The following is a 20578-nucleotide window of genomic DNA, read 5'->3' as shown; positions in this document are numbered from 1 at the left end:
TCAATTTACAGCTCAAATCTGACATTACTTACCGAATTCAATGCAATATTTTATCAATTTATGTAAAGTTGTATATTAAGATATATATGATAAAACCCTATTATGATCTCAATAAAAGCTATTCCCGCCTTTCAAGACAATTACATTTGGTGCATAACAAGAGACAATAAGCATGCTTTTGTTGTTGATCCCGGTGATGCCGAGGCCGTTACACAACACTTAGTAAAACATCAAATGAGCCTTGCTGGAATTTTAATTACTCACCACCATGCCGATCATACTGGTGGAATTACTGAGCTATTAAATACTCACGGATTGGATATTCCAGTCTATGGCCCTCTCTCTCGTCACATTCCACAAATCACGCAGCCTGTATCTGAAGGCGAACTTTTTATAAAGAATATTAACAGTACTGCAGAAGTGCTTTCAATTCCGGGCCATACTCTCGATCACATTGCCTATTTAATCGAGGGGCACTTATTCTGTGGTGATACATTGTTCAGTGGAGGTTGTGGGCGAATATTCGAAGGTACACCTGAGCAAATGACTGATTCATTGTCTAAAATTACCAAATTATCACCTGAAACTATGGTGTACTGCGCGCATGAATATACCCAAAGTAATATGGAATTTGCTGTACATGTTGATCCCGAAAACAAAGAGCTAGCCGAATATTTTAATTGGGTAAAGCAACAAAGGAATCAAAATCAAATAACGTTACCTTCGACCATAAAACAAGAGCTAAAAATAAATCCATTTTTACGGTGTGATAACCCACTTATTCAACAGACAATTTGTCGAGAGTACCCACTAAACAAACTCGAAAATAAAACTCAATATTTTGCACAATTAAGGAAATGGAAAGACAATTTTTAAAATATATATTAGAATTGCCAACTTTGTACAAAAAATGTTCGTCACGTACTAAATAAATTATTCAAGGATTGCGCACAAATATGAGAGTTACGCACTATCTTATAGCTAGCAGCATTATCGTGTTATCGGGTTGCCAAACCATTACAAATATACCTCAACAGTCTGTTCCCGAGGTTGTGCCTACTCAATTATTGATCGAGCCTGAACCAAGTGTTACAAATGACATCGAAGAATCAAAAACACCCATTGATGTTTGGGAACGTATTCGTCTTGGAATGAAACTACCAGTAACGGATCAAAAGTTAGTCAAGCAATATCGTAAATACTATTTGACACACCCAAAACATTTAATGCGGGTATCAAAACGCGCCCTTCCTTTCATGCATATGATCGTCGAAGAAATTGAGAAACGAGATTTACCTCTTGAGCTTGCCTTACTTCCTATTGTTGAGAGTTCTTTTGATCCTTTTGCATATTCGCATGGAGCAGCATCGGGGTTGTGGCAATTTACATCACCAATGGCAAGACATTTCGGTTTAAAGATGAATTGGTGGTATGACGGCCGTAGAGACGTTTACTCAGCAACTATTGCAGCACTTGATATGCTCGAATACCTTTATAAAAAAACCCATAAAAACTGGTCATATGCTATAGCGGCATACAACACTGGTGAAGGCCGCGTACTAAGAGCCGTAAGAAATAACAAGAGACGTGGTAAAAGCACTGATTTTTGGGCCTTAGACTTACCCACTGAAACAGAGCGCTATGTACCTCAGTTAATAGCCTTAGCTGATGTCATTAAAAATTCAGAAAAATATGGTATTGATTTATTCCCTATTCCTAATGAGCCACAAATAAAAGTAATAAAAGTAGATACTCAAATCGATTTAGCGTTAGCCGCAGAGTTTGCTGGTATTTCTACTGAAGCTCTTTATAAACTTAACCCTGGTTTTAACCGCTGGGCGACAGGCCCTAATGGGCCGCACCACATTGTATTGCCTATCGAAAACGCCGATGATTTTGAGCTTGCTCTCGCTGAAACGGACCCAAAGAAGCGTGTGAAATGGGAACGATATAAAATTAAATCCGGTGATAGCATAGGAGTTGTCGCTAAACGCTTCCACACTACTCCTTCAGTAATTAAAAGCGTAAACAACTTAGATGGAAATACAATTATTGCTGGAAAGCATTTGTTAATCCCTGTCTCTGCAAAAGATGCTAGCCACTACACTCTTACCGCCAATGCAAGACTAAAACATAAACAAGGGATCCGTCGCGGTAACACTAAATTGAACTATACCGTCAAATCAGGTGATTCTTTATGGGAAATAGCAAAAAATCATAAAGTAAAGACATCCAGTTTAGCACGCTGGAATAATATGGCGCCTAAAGATCGATTACAAATCGGCAAAAAACTGGTTATTTGGCAAAACAAATCATCAGCTAAGTCAAACAGTGTTATACGAACGGTTAATTATAAAGTTCGTTCTGGTGATTCTTTGGCGCGGATTGCAACTAAGTTTAAGGTTACAGTAAAAGATCTTCTCAAATGGAATAATCTCGATGAATCTAAATACATTCAGCCGGGACAAACATTAAGCCTCTTTGTTGACGTAAAAAAGTATTCTTCGTAATCCATTCATAAAAAAATGCCAGTGTTTTCACGCTGGCATTTTTCTACTCACAATTTTCTTACTTTAAAACCCAAATTTCTTAAATAACGAATCTTTCTCTTTATCAAGCTTATTATTAAGCAAAGCTTTCGTATCTAGTGAAACTTTAGGATCGGTAATAGTCCCTTTTATATGCAAAGGAATGGGTACGCCACTCAACTCTTTTAACTCTGAGCTTTGACCTTCAAGGCTTGCTACAATTTCTGTTTCGAGCCGATAATTCAACGCTTCAGTGACTAAATTAACATTACCCTGTCCACTTACTCTAATGAGCGGTGAAATCATTTTAGTATTAGTTAAGCCGAAAATTCCATTTACTAAATTAAAATCACTACTCAGGGATGTAAAGTCAGTTTTTCGTACAGTATCTTCCTGCCCTGCCCCACCTGTTAGTTTTGCTTTAGCATTTCGAACCATAAGCGGTATATTAACCCCATAAAGCGCACCGTCACTAAACCTTAAGTTACCTTTCGCTTTAATTGCCGTTTTAATTTTACTTGGTCTTAAACTCTGTCCGCTGCCTTTTACATGGAACTCTGCCGTACCTGCTAAAACATCAAGATCTGCAGCTGCAGTGAGTAAAGGGCGCACTTTTACATTGGAAAGTTCGCTAGAAAATGCATATTGAGGTAATGACTTACGAGCATCTAAACTAGAAGTTACTAATAAACTTCCTTCATAAAGATCTGCAGAAAGCTTAGTCAAATTAAGCAAACCATCGGTTAGCGATGTATTTAGCACCCAGTTGGAAGTTTCAATATTTTTAGCTTTTATAGACTTAATAGTAACATTTATCTTAGCGTTAACACTGCTCAATACAGATAAATCAGGCTCAGAATCATCAGCATTTTTGCTGACTGCAATTTTATTATCACTCCTTGTATCATCTTCAACAGACTTAGGCATATAAGGTGTTAAATCAATGTCATTAAATTCGAGTTCAACGTTAACGGATGGCTTTCTACCTCCATATTCGGCATAAACTTCACCTTTAGCAACAATATCTGCAAGCTTAAAATTATTTAAGGTTAGATTAACCTTTTTATTGGCTAGATTTACATGAATATCGGAGTCAAGATTATGTACAATTCGCTTATTTGGAATTGGCTCACCTTCTACTTCAGTTTCAACTTTAAACTGTTTCAAAGTTAAGTCATTAAAATCTTTAGCGAGAATAATGGTACTATTTCCAACACTGTTAACTTTAATGCCACCAGTATCAGCATTAAAATCAAAATGAAGTGTTGCTTCTTTTCCAAGATCAAATTCAGTTACTGAGAAGGCATTAAGTTGAACAACTTGCTTAGTATTACTGGCTTCATTGATAATTGATAGTTTTGTATCGCTAATATCAATACCATTTATGTGTAACTTATTTAGTTCATTATTGCTTTCACTTGCTGATTCATTTGCATCAGATTTAGTGCTTTTATTGCTCTTACTAGAAAGGCCATCCAAGCTAGAACTGCCATCGGCTCTAGTTACTAAGTTGACATCAATGCCCTCTAGTTTTAAACGAATCACTTCTATTTCTTTACTTAGTAATGGCATAAATGCCACTTCAGCTACAGCTTTATCTATCGTTACCATATTTTTGATAGAAAAACCCGATGGGTTTGAGAGTGTTACGGCTTCAATTTCAATTCCTACATTAGGGAAAACTGTCCAACTCAAATCTTTTGAAATAACTAAATCTCTGCCAGTTTGTTTTTTTACCGCTTCAATGATTTGAGGTTTAAAGTCGTTCAAATCAAATAACATTGTTAAATATACGACCAACAAGCCTATTGAAAATAAGCACAATCCAACTAACCATTTAATTATCTTCATAAATTATTTCCTTCAACCCATGAACTTTCAATTTATATCTTCACTGTCCTACAATGTCGATTGTATTGCAGCAATGTGTTTAACTTCTTTTCTATTTATTTCAAATAATAATTTTAATTTGAAAATTTGTTGCCTATTAACTGTATAAATATTGTCTAAAGCTGCATTTTACGTATAATTGCACGCAGATGCACTCACTTAACTTGTTTTGTTAATCGCACAATACCACGAGGATTATCTCGCTAATAATCTTATACGATTTTTAGGTATCTCCTCGCATTTAATAATCAATAAATAAGCAACGAGTTACATCTTAAGATAATCAGTCCGACTACCAAATTGATTATTCAGTTTAAATTAATATAGAGAGTTAAAGCGATATTTTTATGACACATAATATAGATCTCGAACAAGCTTTATCTGCGCTTGATTCCTACAACTACGATCAGAAACAGTCTTCGAGCCTTGAGCAATCCCGAAACAAAAACCAAATGCGTAAGTACCTTCAGTCCTTAAATTACAGCCTGAAACGCTTGGTGATATTACAAGACACTGTAAATGAAATGGTTGAAGAAGAAAATCAGCGCTTAATTTTACAAGAAAATATTCAAACGTTTAAAACTAAAATAATTAACTTATCCCGTGAATACAATATGACATACGATGAAGTATTGCAGGTAATGGCTAAACGCTAACTATAGGAAACTCACAGCATATTTTGAATGGCTTTTTTATGCGCATTACTAAAAGCATCTTTATATAAGTTAAAGGGTTGTAATTCAGCAGCGGATCGCTTGTTTCTGCCCCTTAACGTTGCCTCTTTAAAAACATTACACCAAAGAACTAATGCATTGGCATTATCTTTTTCGCCAAATGAGTCAATTGCCAATGCTGCAACTTCTGCAGTACCCATTTGAAAGTCACGTTGCCCCTTTCTAACCGCATAGCTTGCAATATGCTCTGGCGAGAATGAAAGCATTGGTACTTTATCTAAATATGAGCTCTTGCGAAATATTTTTACAGCTTGTCGCCATGTTCCATCTAACAGAATAAATAATGGCGGCTTAGTTTTTAGCGCTGGAATATCACTAACTGATTCAAACACCTCACGCTCAGGTTTTGCATAATCACTGGGGAATATAAGCACTGGTTGATAAGTGTCATTATCGATCAAATCGATAAGCGCTTGTTCAACATCAACTCTTGACCACAAAAATGCAGTGGTATTTGGAATTAAATCTGCAACCAGTCGACCACTGTTAGAAGGCTTGAGAATTTCATCATCGTGCATCAGTAATAAAAAATTAGTATTACTGATGAGCTGCCTTCTGCTATCACAAACACAAAAACTAATACCTTGTAAACAGAAATCACAGCGACTTAAATTTTTCCCTCTCGAACTGAACACCTTTGTCGAAATTGACTTTCTGTATTGGTATAGCTTATGAAACTGATGGTGAAGAATTGACATATATACTCGTAATGGATGACAGTGCTTAATTCTATATGAACTTAACTCAAAGCGTTTATAAAAAGTTGCTTTTAAAAAAGTGCACTCAATGAATAAGTCTAAGTGCAATCTTATTTAAGGTTTTAATAACTAGAAACAGTTATAATATTCGCTTCAATAAGAAACCAGCACGTAATCGCTTTATCCTTAACAATATCTTTTTAACACCATCTGGATATACTTGCAGAGTTTCAAGTTGACTATAATGATATAGTCGATGAGTATGCTGTAAAATATGCTTTTGCTCTTCAGAAAACTCGTTTTTCCACAACCGTTTTTCATCATTAATGAACAATCCATTTTCAAGATCTAACGCCCAAGCTCTTGGGTTTAAATTAGAACCAGTAACCAAATGACGACAGTTGTCTGCACTTATCCCTTTCAAGTGAAAACTATGATGCTCATGTTTCCAAAGGTGAATATTTAATAGCCCTGCATCTATTGCCCATTGCTGACGTTTAACAAAGGTTCTTAACGATTGTTCGTAGATATATGGCACAGCGCCTATGGTAGAAAACTTTTCTTCTGGAGGAATAAAAAAGTCATTTGCCGTTTTATCTCCTACCACGATGTCGACACGTTTTCCTTTCTTGAGCTGCTTAATAAGCACTCTAGTTAACGCATAGGGAGGATTAAAATATGGCGTACAAATGAACAGCGACTTTTCAGCTTCTTTTACCAAAGATAATACGACTTTATTCAGTAAGTTCTTTTTTCGGCCGAGCCCAACGATAGGCGTTATTCGAGAGCCTTCTTTTGAGCCCGAAAATTCGTACTGCTGTCGAGATAGCTTACCTTTAAGGCTACGTATCTGTGCTTTAGTTGGGAGTAATTCTTTATCTTTTGATTCAGATAACAGCTTCACAGCGTCGTCTTGAGCCAATATGTTTTTCATAAAAGATACCATTGACTTAGCCAGTTCAGCTGATTCAACAGTATAGTATCTATCAAAACGATATTTATCTCCGAAATGAAGATAAATGTTATTCAAACTTGCTCCGCTAAAGAATACAGTATCATCAATGACAAAGCCTTTAAGATGCAATACACCTAAAAATTCTTTAGCTTTCACAGGAACGCCGTATATTTCTATCGGTTGTTGAGCTTTTGCCATTCGTTCACGGTACATTTTATCATTACCGCTATCGCTTTTATGGCCAATTAAGCCCCTGCGTGCACGATGGAAGTCAACAAACACTTTAATATCGAGTTGAGGATTGGATTCTTTAGCTTGTAACAAAGCATCTAGTACCTGACGCCCAGCTTCATCATTTTCTAAATACAATGCCGACAAATAAACGCATTTTTCTGCTTGAGCAATTTTAGATAACAATGCTTCGCGAAATCGTTGCGGGGTTAAAAGCCAAGATATTGAATCTGCTGTGACAGGAACGCCACTCAGCTGATTTAGCAAGACAATCTCCTTTACTCAAAAACAAAAAATGCTCACTTTTCCTTCGATAAAAGTCGAAGCAAAACACTGAGCATATTATTAAATATGTATAACTTTAAAAAGTACCTATTTGTCAGCCTTTCGGCAAGTGGTTTATGGCGTTTTCAGAAGATTATTTCATTAACAAGAAAATTTGATTAACTAACCGCTCAATTAAGCATCAAACATAGACATCATTAACAACTTTACACTGTGCTTTGTTCAATCTCTGCGGCTTTCTCTTTTAATACTGCAACGAGCTCTTCTGTCGACTCTTCTTGGATCAAACCAAACAAAGTTTTCTATGCTTACTTCATTAATTTTGAATATTAAAAGAGTAAAGCCATCACCTGATTTCAGATTTTATATTTAATCGAAAATTAATCAATTTTATTCAAGTTTTATCCTATAATCATATTTCATTCATCACATTCGAGGTATTTGTGTCGCTCGATGCAACTGCGATCTGTCGCCCTATTACAAAAGACAATACCTTTGCCGTTTCTCATGATATTGCTTGTCGATTAACTTTAGATTCCAAGAAACCTCAGCTCTTTACTTTAAATTGTAAAGATGATGATCAACGAGATATTTCCATAACATTCACTGTAACGCTAAAGAAATCGTCTTTGAGTAAAGAAGAAAAATGGCATTTAGCAACCAACCAATCAAAACCCTTAACGGCAGAAAGTAAAGCTGCGATTAGTAGAATAAAAGCTAAAGTCACTTCTCTTGCTCGCAACTCGCAGTTATTACATTCAGCAGTAAAGGATGGAAATTTATTAACTGTTTCAAGGCTAATTATTGAAGGGTGTTGTGTTGATACAATGGATTCTGAGGGTAAATCTGCATTATTAATCGCAGTTGAACTTGACCATTACCATATAGCATCTGAACTCACAAAGTGCCCTTTAAGTAAAGAAACTGCCAATCAAGTTTTTCCCCTTGCTGCCCAAAAGGGATGGGTACTCATAATTGAAGGTTTATCTGAAAAGGTAGATATTAACACTCAAGATCAAATGGGCTTCACGGCTTTGAAAAGAGCAATAATCAATGACCACTCAATACTTGCAATAAAGCTCCTTACAATGGGCGCAAATCCAAATATTGTAGATGCACATAAAAATGAACGTTGGCCTCCGCTAAGCAATGCGGTAATGAGTGGTAATGAATTACTCATTCTTAAATTCATTGAAGTCGGCACTAATATAAATGCACAAGATGGCAAAGGGTTTACACCTTTAAGCCGTGCCATCGAAAATGAGCAACATAAGTTTTCACTATTACTCATAGAGCTGGGCGCTAACATTAATCTTGCCAATGAAGTTGGTGATACTCCACTCATGATCGCCAGTCGAAAAAACAATTACATAGTATGTCAACAATTATTGAGTGGTGACGTAAATGTAGATGCCATAAACAAAAAATTAGACACAGCGTTACATATTGCTGCACGCAATAATAGAGCTGACATCGTAGAATTACTATTAGAAAAAAAACCAAAGTTCCTTACAAACAATTATAATGAGACACCACTTGGCACATCAATACGATCAGATTCTTTTGCATGTACTTTCTCTTTGACTCAGCATGCAATTAACATGAAATCACTGGATTTCTTTTCTCTACCTTGCGTCAATCAATTAAATTTGATTGAGGCCGCAAAGAGGTACCGTCCAGCAGAAACGCTTCTCTTTGTAAAATATTGCCAGCAACATTGGCAACAATTTATCTCTAATGAGCGTAGCTTTACATCAGATAGACAGATCCAACGGTTATCTGATTCTGCTACCGGAAAACATTCACTTTTAAAATCAATATATAGAAGAAATAGCATAGACGAACAAAACGAAGTTGGGTTAACTTTATTGTGTGAAGCAGCAAAAAAAAATGATGTTGACAAAATTGAATACTTACTTAATTTCGGTGCATCGGTCTCGGCTACGAGTGGTAGAAATTGGAGCCCTATTATGTATGCCGCTAATGCCGACTCATACAGAGCCATTGATTTACTTATACGAAATGGTGCAAACCCGAATGCTTCTGACAGTGACGATTATTGGACTCCTCTTACATGTGCTGCATCTCGGAATCACGCAATTTCGACTCAATACCTTCTCGAAAACGAAGCAGATACAAGTTTGACCAATCAAGAAGGCTATACCCCTTTAATGCAAGCTATAAAAAATAGATCAAGTAGCACCTCTTTAATATTGATACAGCATGAGCTTAAAACAGATGAACAGGCACTCGGTAGCAATGTCGTTCACTCAAGTAATTTAAAACTAACAGACAACTATAAAAACAACTTATTAATGCTGGCTTGTCATTCAGGATTAGAGACTGCCGTGCTCGCATTAATAAATACAAAGATGTTTTCCTTAGATGCCATGAATAAATTTAGAGAAACTGCACTTTATATAGCAGCTTCCATAAGAAAAAAGGAGGGACCGGCGGAGTTTGAAAGCATTGTTCTAACACTACTTGAGGAAGGTGCAACATTAACCGAATCTAAAACAAGAAATGTACTCACAGTAGCTATTGAAACGGGTAATATTAGAATAGCTTTACTATTAATTGAGCATGCTTATAAGAACAATCTGGCTAACATAATAACCCAGCGCGATCCACAAGGCGATACTCCACTTAATTTATCGAAAAAGCTCTCCAGAACAAGTGTTCAGCATCGTTTAGAACAAGTTATAAATCTATTAGATAATTCTGTATATGAAGAATATGTTGATTTAACTAAAGAAATGGCTGACCTAAAGAAAGAAGACGGTGAAACAAACGAAGATGAAACCAATGACTTATTACCTCTTTAAAATTATACTATTAACAAAGATCTACAAAATAATGATAACAAGTTGTGATGGTCACGATCCTAATGATAGCGAGTTACTTTATCTTTAATCTTGATGAACTCTAAACATGTCTATATTAGCCAACAAAGATGAATCAAAATCACGTTTTTATGATCTAAATTAGAAAGTCAGATTTTAAATTACTTTATAATACTTGATAAGATCACTCGGATATAAGAATATCTATGCTCAATATTGATGAACCTGCCCAGAAGCAACCTAAAGTGCCATTATTTAGACTCGGTTTTCGCCCATTTTTCCTTTTCGGAAGTGTGTTTAGCATAATAGCATTAACGTTATGGATATTATTTTTGACTGGCAATTTCCAGTTCAGTCCACATGGTAATACTGTTTGGTGGCACGCACATGAAATGTTATTTGGATTTGTAACAGCTATTATTGCAGGCTTTCTATTAACTGCAGTTCAAAATTGGACAGGCCGTCCAAGCATAAAAGGGATTCCTCTGGCATTACTATTTGCTCTGTGGACAGCTCCACGAATTTTACTCTTAAATCAAGATTGGGTGATATTTCCAATCGTCGCAGCATTAGACTTGCTATTTTTACCCATAACAGCATTTCTTATGGCAAAAGCTGTTTTGCCCGTAAAACAATGGCAAAACTTTACTTTTGTACCGATTTTATTTCTGCTGACTTTGACTAATGCCATTTCTTATTATGGATTAGTGACCAATAACCCTGAATTAATTCAAAGTGCACACTATGGCGGAGTTTTCACTATTACGATAGTAGTAACCATGATTGGAGGAAGAGTCATTCCATTCTTTACTGATCGTGCAAGTGATTGGAAACGCCAACCAAGCATAAATTGGATCGAAAAACTTACCTTTACTTCGTTGGTCTTACTAATAGGTTCTATTCTTATCCAACAACAAACAGCCATTACTATTTTTGCTGCACTGTCAGGATCTATATTGCTTATTCGCTGGAGTCGATGGGGCTGGACGCATACTTTTAAAGTACCTTTATTATGGTCACTTCATTTAAGCTATGTATTTATTCCGATTGGCTTGCTAATGATTGCAGCTGGCTTACCTCTGTCTGCAGGTATTCACGCTATCACGGTTGGTGGTATGGCGGGAATGATATTAGGGATGATGGCAAGAGTTTCGCTTGGGCACACAGGCCGTCAACTTGTGCCGCCAAAGCCGGTAGTGTTGGGTTTCGGCTGTATTCTGTTAGCTACTCTTAGTCGAATAGTGGCAACATTAATCCCTACTTATTACCAACCATTACTCATTTTAACCGCTGTGTTATGGATAATTGCGTTTGGACTTTTTGTAATTTTTTATAGCTCAATGCTTTGCAAAGCAAGAATTGATGGTCGCCCTGGTTGATTTATTAGGTTTTTTATTGTTTTAGTTCTATGATTAAAAACAATATTTATGAAAATTCGCCAAGGAAGGCTGAATAATGCCTACGACCGAAAAACGCCGTTCAACCAGAATTGAACTCGATTATTTAAAAGTTCAACTTGAATGGACTGACGACAATGGACTACCAAGGCATCAAATAGTTTCTTGTATGGATATATCTCAAATAGGCATTCGTTTTGAGTGCCCTTTCCCATTTTCACTTGGTTCATACGTTTGTATCACTTTTAATCCAGGTACAGATATTGCGATATCTGTGACAGGTCAAGTTTGTCGATGTGCAACACAAGCTCTTGATACATTTCACGTAGCACTTCAAATAAACTTAGAAGATGCCCCGCAAGACTTTGGAGAAATGAATTAAATTTATACTAGAGCTGACATTTAGCACATCTATTAAAAACCTAAAATTAATGAATGGTTACTCATTTTTGCGTTGTGAAAATGTTCATATCGGTTAATTTAAAGTAAAACATAGATAAAAAGTGATTTCTTATTCAACCTTAACCTCATAACTATTCCTTGTGCGGAATGTCAGCTCGAGGCTGTCATCAATTAACTATTTTTATTTGTTGCTGGGTAAAAAAACTAAAAAATACTTGTCACAGCCCCATAGTGAATCCTTCTAATTTTAATTTACTGGTAATGTAATTTCCAATGTCGGAATCTGGTTAGCATTAAAATAATTAATTCCTATTATTAACTAAATGTGGCACATTCCTTTTTATAAATAGAAAACTAGGGATTGTTCATGCGCTCATTGAAGACTACACAAATGCTACTGGCTGTATTTGTGTCTTTTATCATAATTCTTCCACATCAAACTTCTGCTAATCCATCAGCTATTTATAGTGGAATGGCTACGGCTCAACCTGTTTGGGCTAAACATGGAATGGTATCTAGCCAAGAAGCTTTGGCTAGTCAAATTGGTATTGAAGTGCTAAAAAACGGAGGTAACGCCGTTGATGCTGCTGTTGCTGTAGGGTTTGCTCTAGCTGTCACATTGCCTCGGGCTGGTAATTTGGGTGGTGGTGGCTTCATGCTCGTTTATCTTGCTGATAAGAAAAAAACCATTGCGATCGACTACCGTGAAATGGCTCCGTCCAAAGCCCATAAAGATATTTTTCTTAATGAACACGGAAATGCTGTTGCAAAATTGAGTCGAGAGCATGGCTTAGCGGTTGGCGTGCCCGGTACAGTACTAGGCCTAACCCATGCACTCGAAAAATATGGCACCTTGTCACTCAAACAGGTTATTTCACCAGCTATTAAACTCGCAAAAAATGGAATAAAAGTGACGCCAGATTTAGCAACGTCGCTCGCTTCAGGAAAAAGGAGAATTTCGCAATGGCCCAGTTCTGTTGAAATTTTTTATAAAGAGAATGGTGATAACTATGAGATAGGTGATCGCCTTTTTCAAACAGATTTATCCCAATCACTTGAACTCATCGCTCGTCATGGCTCAAAAGGGTTTTATAAAGGCAGAACTGCTCAAAAAATTGTGTCAGCGGTTCAAGAAGCTGGTGGAATAATGACACTATCAGATCTTGAAAATTATTCCGTTGCTGAAAGGAAGCCTGTCACTGGAACATATCGCGGATATCAAATCGTATCAATGCCTCCACCATCATCTGGGGGTGTTCATATCATTGAGATGTTGAATATCCTTGAGAATTATCCTATCAACCAATTTGGTCATAATACCGCACAAACAATCCACTTAATGTCAGAGGCAATGAAACGTGCATATGCCGATCGAAGTGAGTTTCTTGGTGATCCAGACTTCACTCATGTCCCTTTAAATCAACTGACAAGTAAACTCTACGCCAAAGAGCTCACAAAAAGCATTGCACTGAATAAGGCTACGCCTTCAGATGAAGTGAAACCAGGTAAGCTTTCCCCTTATGAGAGCGATCAAACCACTCACTTCTCAGTGGTAGATCAATGGGGTAACGCAGTATCAAATACCTACACTTTAAACTTCAGCTATGGATCTGGTCTTGTCGCAAAAGGAACGGGGATTTTGCTGAATAATGAAATGGATGATTTTTCCGCAAAAGCAGGGGTTCCCAACGGCTACGATCTTATTGGTGGCAGCGCTAATGAAGTGAGTGGTGGAAAGCGTCCATTAAGTTCAATGAGTCCAACGATTGTGTTTGAAAACAATAAACCATTTATTGTTACAGGTAGCCCGGGGGGATCGAGAATTATTACAACAACGCTTCAAATTATTATGAATGTCATTGATCACCGCATGAACATCGCTGAAGCAACCAATGCATCAAGAGTTCATCACCAATGGCTACCTGACGAAATTCGCGTTGAAAAAAGTTTAAATGGTGACACCATACGTTTATTAAAAGAAAAAGGTCATACTGTTAAAATTAAACGTGCTATGGGAAGTACTCAATCAATTGAAATCACTGATGATGGGCTATTTGGGGCTTCTGATTTACGTCGTGGTGGAAGTGAAACTGTAGGATATTAATCCTACAGTTGAGATTGAACTATTTATCTTCTACCAATTACAGTAATTAATCTCTCACTCAGCAAGAGATAAAGGTTTTCAGTACAAGGCGTATGTTCGAAGTACTATCGGGATAATTCAACCTAAAATCATCAGTTGAACGCTGAGTATATGAGTAACTGTTTGAGCAATATGATGATTTTATCATCATGGCTTTCACCCAATGAGTGAAGTACTCTACGCTCACAAGCTTGCTAAAATGACTGCTATCTGCGTTGTAACTTTTGCAAGTAGAATAACTACTTGCTGCAAGCTACGTCTTACTATCAGTCATTTTTTCTACGCTTGAGAACGCAGTCAACTGATGTTTCTAGGGAGCGCCACGAAGCGCTTTATTCTGTTGCGGGATTTGTCTCAACGTATACGCAGCCAAGCGATTACATGGCCATAAACCAGAGACAGCAACGTTATTATTTATAATAAGTCCATCAGGTTGAAACGTACCTGACGGGATAATTACCAGTTCATCCCGAAATCTGACGGGCATGCATAATGGGTAACCGCTATGACATGAAGCCCTGTGACAAAGGCCTTGAATAAAGGTTGAGATGCAATGTAGGCCGCAGCATCAAGCGAATTCAGTTAAGCGTCGTAAATCAAAAAATGAAGATGGGGAGTCTTTCCTAGTTGACGAACCCTGACACAAACAGAGAAGCAACTGGTAAATGCATCTGTTTGATCTTCCGGCGTAATATGAAGTGGCATGTATTGAAGGAAATAAAGTGAACGTGGGAGAGCCTGAGTGTTGGAAGGTAGTGACTTCCACTATCCGAATATAAGGTAAACCGAAATTTCAGATAGGGCGCTCAGGCAGTCGGATGAGCCCATAGTACCGTTAACCGTGAAGACAACATAACTTCACATCAGGGAAGGGGCTCCAGGGCGGGATTATGCTTTGATGAAATATTCACCAAACAAAATCTCAGCCCTAAATTTTGCATCCCAGCAGGCTCTCTGCATCTTGCCAGCAACACTGTCTTTTGAAGAGTGACTTTTAACTAAGTTCAAAATCTTTCTTCTGATTGTAGCCAAATTTTTTGCACCATCATCAGCATAAATTTTACAGGCATCCTCTTTAAAAGTGACATCGAGAACCCAATGCTGACTATTTTCAATTGCCCAATGCTTCCGTATATATTTAGCGATATCTTTCACATCACTGGCTAACGAAGTTATGTAGTAAGACGTTTCTTGACTTGATTTATTCTTCAGCTCTCGCATTCGAGTGACTTCAACAACGGCATGACTGCCTACAAATTTAGCTGTTTCGTCAAACCAATTTGTAATTGGCAAAAGGCGATAATGTCTTTCATTAATTCGTCCGTGCTCACCGTCTAATTCTGTAAAGTGATTCTTTTTTAAAAGCTCTGGTGTATCTCTATAGCACTTATGAAAATAAGCTTCAATTTCAGCAAGTAATTTACCTTGATTCTTTTTCACTTGAAGAACGTAATCACCTTTTCCCTCACGTATTAAGGCTGTAGTTTCTTTCTGGCAGTGCATGGCGTCAGCGGTAATAACTGCATTTTCAATGTCCATGTGTTTTAGCATGGATTGCATTACAGGGATTTCGTTCGTTTTAGTCGACGTTTCTTTTTGACGTATTATCAGTCCATTATCCACAACCATTGCCGTCATTAGTTGAAGCGCTGCTACGTTATCCCCGTGCTTAGAACCACAAGCCACTTTACCATCAAAGCTGATATGCTCTTTACCATCTCGTTCCCGTAATGTGTTGGAAAAGTTAATAAAGCAAGACATCATACTTTCGGCTTTAACACCTCTAATTATTCTTCCAATTGAATGTCTTGTCGGGATACCGTTACTAAATGGACGGTATTGTCTTAACCAATCTAATTGAGCTTCCCCAAAAATGTTGATGGCTTTCCACCCTGTCGCACCGCAAAGCACTGCGGCAATAGTAAGAAAAATAATATCCGCTAAATCATACTCTTTATTGGCTTCTACACGATGGTCTTCAATTTGCTCAATCTCTTTCATTACGTCCATAATCAGGCTCAAATCAGTATTCATTTGTCGATCTGATCATCGTTATAGAGGAAAGTTCAAAATTTCTTTAATTATTTTTTTCAAGACCTAAAGCGCGATCCCGCCCTGGGAAGGGGCTCAGTGTTACACCCGTTTTTAACGTAACTTTTGAGGTGAAATTGCCATATGGCTAACACTCCAGTAAATATCAGAATATTACAGCGAAAACTTTACTTACGCTCAAAGCTTAACTCGGAGCTTCGATTTTACAGCTTGTACGATAAACTCAGTCGCCTAGATATACTCGAAGAAGCCTATCGACGATGCAAAGCCAATAAAGGCGGAGCAGGAATTGATGGCATCACATTCAGTTATCTAGAGCAGCAAAAGAAAGTCGTTGCGCTGTTAAAAGAAATTCAAACTCAATTACAACAGAAAAACTATCGACCTAGCCCAGTCAAACGAGTAGAAATACTCAAAGACAACGGCAAAACGCGGAAACTTGGGATCCCGATAATCAGTGACAGAATTGTGCAAATGGCGATGACAATAGTGATGCAACCCGTCTACGAACCTCATTTACATGAACACAGTTATGGTTATCGTCCATGTCGAAGCGCCCAGCAAGCGGTAAAAGTCATTGAAATGAGCCTAAAACAAGGCTATCAGCACGTACTTGATGCTGACTTGAGCGCCTATTTCGATACCATCCCGCACGCTAAGTTGATGGCAAAAGTAGAAAGGCGAATAAGCGACAGCAGCTTTCTGAGTTTGCTGAAAAGCTTTATCAAAGCGCCCATCAGCATAGAGACGGTCAACGGGAAATGGCGAATAGAAGCAAGCCGATGTGGCACTCCGCAAGGCGGAGTTATCTCTCCACTACTGGCTAACATCTATCTCAACGATTTCTGTTTGAAAATACACGAAAAAACACCGTGTAAAATCGTTACCTATGCAGATGATTTTGTTGTACTTCATAAGCAAACCTACACACAAGAGCAACTGGACTGGATAACACAGCAATTAAGTGATGAAGGTCTGAAGCTAAATCAAAGTAAAACCCACTGTGTGGATATGGGAAAGCTGATGAATGAGTTTGATTTCCTCGGTTTTAACTTTCAACGGATCACAGGCCTCATCAAAGGCACCAGTTACATCAAGATAGAGGCGTCTAAGAAGAGCCAAACAAAGCTGAAAAATAAAATCAGAGACATAGTGAAACACCGAACCTCAAATACACTTGGCGTACTGATAAATAAGGTTAATCAAGTTCTGAGGGGATGGAAACACTATTTTGGTGGGATAGGTTATCCCAGAGGTGTATTTTTCAGAATAAATGGATTTGTAGTAAACCGGTTCTATCGCTGGCATCGTCGCTTAAGTCAACGTCGAAGCAAGTATCTATCACGAGGTGCTTACGAAAAATTACGCCAAGCTGGTCTTGAGTATTTACCCACGACAAGATGATAAGCAAAGTGAAGGGGCTGAGAGAAGTGTAACAACAGAGCCGTGTGAGGGAAAACCTCATGCACGGAATCGAAGAGGGGCTGCTGGATAAGCGATAGCGAAGCCAGTAGCCTACTCTACTTCAAGAAGGTGCAACGCAGTAATGGAAACCTTTAGCCTTGCACTTCGGGAGCTTGTATCTGACATTGCGCACACGAAATAGTTATGTGGTTAAGGTTGAATAAGAAATCACTTTTTATCTATGTTTTACTTTAAATTAACCGATATGAACATTTTCACAACGCAAAGATGAGTTACTATTCATTAATTTTGGTTTTTTAATAGATGTGTTCAATGTCAGTTGTATGCGCACACTTTGGTTTATAAAGAATACTTCACAAAATTGTCTCAACGTAGCAATGTAATAACGACAGTTTTGTATGTCGGTAATAACTATGTTTACACCAATTTCGTTTGTACTTTGTGCGCATACCTAGCTCTGAGTTAAGCATTTAATTACTGTAATTGGTGTAACACTCGACCTTTATGAATATATTTTCACAAGGGGCGAATGTGGTTTATTAATATTAAAATCGTTCAATACTGTACGGTTTCATATCAATATCCACTGTACGGCCGGTAATTTGTTGTGCTACAAGTTTTGCTGTCAATGCAGACCAAGTTAATCCAAGATGTTGATGTCCAAAGGATACAAATACACTTGAATGTTTTGTTTTCCCCAGCACCGGTAAGCTATCGGGCAGTGACGGCCTGAATCCCATCCACTCAATACCATTATGAGGTTCATCCACATTTAACATAGGTATTATTGCTTTCCCATGCACTAAAAACCGTTCTGTGCACCCTTTCGACTTTGGTGCATGTAAACCTCCAAACTCCACCATTCCAGCAAGTCTTGTTCCATCATTCATTGGTGTAATAATGAATTTTCTTTCAAAAGATGTTACAGGTCTGTTTAACGGAATTTTATTTGGCAGCATCAAGTGGTAACCACGCTCTGTGTCTAAAGGCACGTTATAACCTAACTTTGTGGTAAACTTTTTAGACCATGCACCCGTAGTTAATAATATCTTATCAGGATTCACCATGTGCTCAGCCTGGTTATCAGTGCTGGTGTATTTTAAACTCAATTTGTCGATTGTATCTATATCATCTAATTCTGCCTGCAAGATTTTACCACCACGCTCAATAAACGTTGCTGCAAAAGCTTCACAGAGAAACTTAGGGTTTTTGGTATGAGCCGTTTCAGTAAAAAATAATGCATGTTGGATATTAAAAGATAATGATGGCTCTAGTTCCCTTGCTTCATTCCCAGTAAGTAGCCTAACCGGCACTCCTTCGTCTGCATACCTTCGCCATTGCTGAATGACTTTAGGAAGTGGTGTTTGTTCGAAAACCAATAAACTACCTTTAGTTACGATTAAGTTGGCACAATTACAAGATTGGGCAAGCTCTCGCATTTCATGAATAGCTGAATAATTAAGGCCTTTTATTGCATTAGTGTTTTTTAACCTTCTATTAGGCAGCATATTGATGACGAAACGACTGAACCAAGGGAGTGCTTTTAAGAAATATCGAGGTAAAATCCGAATTGGCCCAAGGGGGTCGAGAAGCATTTTCGGCAGTTCAAATAACAAGCTAGCTTCAGCGTGAGGAAAAATTTCGGCTGTTGCAAAGTGTCCTGCATTACCTTGGGATGCCCCTGCAGCAACACCTTTTTTATCTACAATAGTAACTTGATAGCCTTGACTTTGTAGCTGAAGCGCTGAGGTTAACCCTACTATTCCAGCGCCTACAACCCATATTTGTTCATGTAATTGGTCGTTGGTAACCATTTTTTGTTGATTTGGCATAAGTGCCTCACACATTTGTAGTTTAATAAGTATTAGCGTACTAAAAAGCCATTTTGAAAAATATCTTCTTTATCAACTAAAAACTGATGCTGACCGGTAATATATGAGCGACCAGAAACCTCAGGAGTTATACATTTCTTTCCGTAGAAAATACTTTCACTCAGTGCCGAAACGTTCATTTTCCCACCAACGATACTTTCTATGGTAATTTTTTCATTTAAAGCAACACTTCCTTTTTCATACAGAAGTGCAATTCGAGCCGACACACCAGTACCTGTCGGAGATCTGTCTACTTCACCATCTGCAAATACGCACACATGTTTTGAATGATAGTCCTCATGACTTACTTTTTTGCTAGTGAAAATGGTACCGTATAAAAAACTTAAATCATGTTCAACTGGATGATCTAACGTGCGTGAAGCCATGACGGCTTGCTTAATTTTACGACCTGCATCAATCAGTTGGGCAACATTGTTCGCCTCGCAGGAAATACCATACTCGTCTGCATCCACAAATGCATAATATGCACCACCGAAACCTATGTCATATTTAACATCACCGATTCCTTCGACATAAACACTACAATCTAATGCTTCTGGCCAAGACAAGACATTTTCGAAACTCACTAAAATTTCATTAGCTATATTTCTTTGGGCTTTTGCTACTACCAGCCCAGCAGGAGCATCAATTTTTACAATTCTAGGTTCATTATTTAGTTTTATTGCTCCCGTTTGACAGGCGACTTTAACGATAGCTAAGATCGCATGTCCACACATACTGCTATAACCTTCGTTATGTAAAAACAACACACCAAAATCAGCATCAGGTGTCACTGGCTCAGTTATTATTGCACCGTACATATCTGCATGTCCTCGGGGCTCAAACATTAAAACTTTTCGATACCAATCTAAATATTTCGTGACGTATTGACGTTTTTCAAGAATTGTTTTCCCCTTAATTTCGGGAAAGCCACTGGTAATAATCCGTAAAGGCTCCCCTTCTGTATGAGCATCCAATGTAGTAATTTTGTTAAAACCATGTAAGATACTGTCACTTATTTGAAAGATATCCATTGAGTTTCCTTACTTTTCTTAGTTGTTAAAGCCATATTTCAAATTCTGTAAACACAAATATATTTCAAAGAAATTAACTTAAGACTTTTA

14 protein-coding genes are annotated in these 20578 nt (G+C 37.7%); 8 read left to right on the top strand and 6 right to left on the bottom strand.

The window, feature by feature from the left end:
- Positions 1-102: 102 nt before the first annotated feature.
- Together gloB and E2I05_RS09340 are read left to right on the top strand one after the other, a co-directional pair.
- Positions 103-876, top strand: a complete 774-nt coding sequence (gloB, locus tag E2I05_RS09345) for a hydroxyacylglutathione hydrolase (protein ID WP_121853902.1) — start codon at positions 103-105, stop codon at positions 874-876.
- A gap of 80 nt (positions 877-956) precedes the next feature.
- Positions 957-2510, top strand: coding sequence for a lytic transglycosylase (locus E2I05_RS09340; RefSeq protein ID WP_121853901.1), 1554 nt, complete (start codon positions 957-959; stop codon positions 2508-2510).
- Positions 2511-2573: 63 nt separating this feature from the next.
- Here E2I05_RS09340 and E2I05_RS09335 read toward each other — a convergent pair whose 3' ends face one another.
- Positions 2574-4379: an AsmA family protein gene (locus E2I05_RS09335; RefSeq protein ID WP_121853900.1), complete on the bottom strand. Its 1806-nt coding sequence runs from the start codon at positions 4377-4379 to the stop codon at positions 2574-2576.
- Positions 4380-4765: 386 nt separating this feature from the next.
- Here E2I05_RS09335 and E2I05_RS09330 point away from each other — a divergent pair, with 386 nt between their 5' ends.
- The gene (locus E2I05_RS09330) at positions 4766-5074 is read left to right on the top strand and encodes a hypothetical protein (protein ID WP_121853899.1); all 309 of its coding nucleotides are present in this window, start codon (positions 4766-4768) and stop codon (positions 5072-5074) included.
- 11 nt (positions 5075-5085) lie between these two features.
- Here the strand turns inward: E2I05_RS09330 and E2I05_RS09325 are convergent, their stop codons facing one another.
- Both E2I05_RS09325 and pssA read right to left on the bottom strand, forming a co-directional pair.
- Positions 5086-5850 carry a tRNA-uridine aminocarboxypropyltransferase gene (locus tag E2I05_RS09325; RefSeq protein ID WP_121853898.1) on the bottom strand — a complete coding sequence of 255 codons (765 nt, stop codon included), beginning with the start codon at positions 5848-5850 and terminating at the stop codon, positions 5086-5088.
- A gap of 139 nt (positions 5851-5989) precedes the next feature.
- Positions 5990-7303, bottom strand: a complete 1314-nt coding sequence (pssA, locus tag E2I05_RS09320) for a CDP-diacylglycerol--serine O-phosphatidyltransferase (RefSeq protein WP_121853897.1) — start codon at positions 7301-7303, stop codon at positions 5990-5992.
- A 461-nt stretch (positions 7304-7764) separates the two neighbouring features.
- On the opposite strand from pssA, the gene E2I05_RS09315 reads away from it, so the two are divergent.
- The 4 genes from E2I05_RS09315 (at position 7765) to ggt (ending at position 14067) form a co-directional block, all read left to right on the top strand.
- On the top strand, positions 7765-10146 hold the full coding sequence (locus E2I05_RS09315) for an ankyrin repeat domain-containing protein (protein WP_121853896.1): 2382 nt from the start codon (positions 7765-7767) through the stop codon (positions 10144-10146).
- A 224-nt stretch (positions 10147-10370) separates the two neighbouring features.
- The gene (locus tag E2I05_RS09310; protein WP_121853895.1) at positions 10371-11543 is read left to right on the top strand and encodes an NnrS family protein; all 1173 of its coding nucleotides are present in this window, start codon (positions 10371-10373) and stop codon (positions 11541-11543) included.
- Between the two features lie 76 nt (positions 11544-11619).
- Positions 11620-11943, top strand: a complete 324-nt coding sequence (locus tag E2I05_RS09305) for a PilZ domain-containing protein (protein ID WP_121853894.1) — start codon at positions 11620-11622, stop codon at positions 11941-11943.
- 387 nt (positions 11944-12330) lie between these two features.
- A complete protein-coding gene (ggt, locus tag E2I05_RS09300; protein WP_121853893.1) occupies positions 12331-14067 on the top strand; it encodes a gamma-glutamyltransferase in 1737 nt (578 codons plus the stop codon).
- Positions 14068-14994: 927 nt separating this feature from the next.
- On the opposite strand, the gene E2I05_RS09295 is transcribed toward ggt, so the two are convergent.
- Complete coding sequence (locus E2I05_RS09295; RefSeq protein ID WP_133309417.1) at positions 14995-16140, bottom strand: ISAs1 family transposase; 1146 nt, start codon at positions 16138-16140, stop codon at positions 14995-14997.
- A 141-nt stretch (positions 16141-16281) separates the two neighbouring features.
- Here E2I05_RS09295 and ltrA point away from each other — a divergent pair, with 141 nt between their 5' ends.
- Complete coding sequence (ltrA, locus tag E2I05_RS09290; protein WP_133309438.1) at positions 16282-17562, top strand: group II intron reverse transcriptase/maturase; 1281 nt, start codon at positions 16282-16284, stop codon at positions 17560-17562.
- Positions 17563-18128: 566 nt separating this feature from the next.
- On the opposite strand, the gene E2I05_RS09285 is transcribed toward ltrA, so the two are convergent.
- Positions 18129-19415: an NAD(P)/FAD-dependent oxidoreductase gene (locus E2I05_RS09285; RefSeq protein ID WP_243641144.1), complete on the bottom strand. Its 1287-nt coding sequence runs from the start codon at positions 19413-19415 to the stop codon at positions 18129-18131.
- A 32-nt stretch (positions 19416-19447) separates the two neighbouring features.
- A complete protein-coding gene (locus tag E2I05_RS09280) occupies positions 19448-20488 on the bottom strand; it encodes a proline racemase family protein (protein ID WP_121854824.1) in 1041 nt (346 codons plus the stop codon).
- Positions 20489-20578: the final 90 nt, after the last annotated feature.

Origin of the sequence: Parashewanella spongiae, assembly GCF_004358345.1 — a bacterium.
Lineage (GTDB): Bacteria > Pseudomonadota > Gammaproteobacteria > Enterobacterales > Shewanellaceae > Parashewanella > Parashewanella spongiae.
The sequence above is the reverse complement of the archived record's forward strand: the minus strand, read 5'-3'. Positions and strand labels throughout refer to the sequence as shown.

Coding starts and splice junctions, on each gene's coding strand:
- gloB (WP_121853902.1), top strand. CDS start 103: ATGATCTCAATAAAAGCTATTCCCGCCTTTCAAGACAATTACATTTGG.
- E2I05_RS09340 (WP_121853901.1), top strand. CDS start 957: ATGAGAGTTACGCACTATCTTATAGCTAGCAGCATTATCGTGTTATCG.
- E2I05_RS09335 (WP_121853900.1), bottom strand. CDS start 4,379: ATGAAGATAATTAAATGGTTAGTTGGATTGTGCTTATTTTCAATAGGC.
- E2I05_RS09330 (WP_121853899.1), top strand. CDS start 4,766: ATGACACATAATATAGATCTCGAACAAGCTTTATCTGCGCTTGATTCC.
- E2I05_RS09325 (WP_121853898.1), bottom strand. CDS start 5,850: ATGTCAATTCTTCACCATCAGTTTCATAAGCTATACCAATACAGAAAG.
- E2I05_RS09310 (WP_121853895.1), top strand. CDS start 10,371: ATGCTCAATATTGATGAACCTGCCCAGAAGCAACCTAAAGTGCCATTA.
- E2I05_RS09305 (WP_121853894.1), top strand. CDS start 11,620: ATGCCTACGACCGAAAAACGCCGTTCAACCAGAATTGAACTCGATTAT.
- ggt (WP_121853893.1), top strand. CDS start 12,331: ATGCGCTCATTGAAGACTACACAAATGCTACTGGCTGTATTTGTGTCT.
- E2I05_RS09295 (WP_133309417.1), bottom strand. CDS start 16,140: ATGAATACTGATTTGAGCCTGATTATGGACGTAATGAAAGAGATTGAG.
- ltrA (WP_133309438.1), top strand. CDS start 16,282: ATGGCTAACACTCCAGTAAATATCAGAATATTACAGCGAAAACTTTAC.
- E2I05_RS09285 (WP_243641144.1), bottom strand. CDS start 19,415: ATGCCAAATCAACAAAAAATGGTTACCAACGACCAATTACATGAACAA.
- E2I05_RS09280 (WP_121854824.1), bottom strand. CDS start 20,488: ATGGATATCTTTCAAATAAGTGACAGTATCTTACATGGTTTTAACAAA.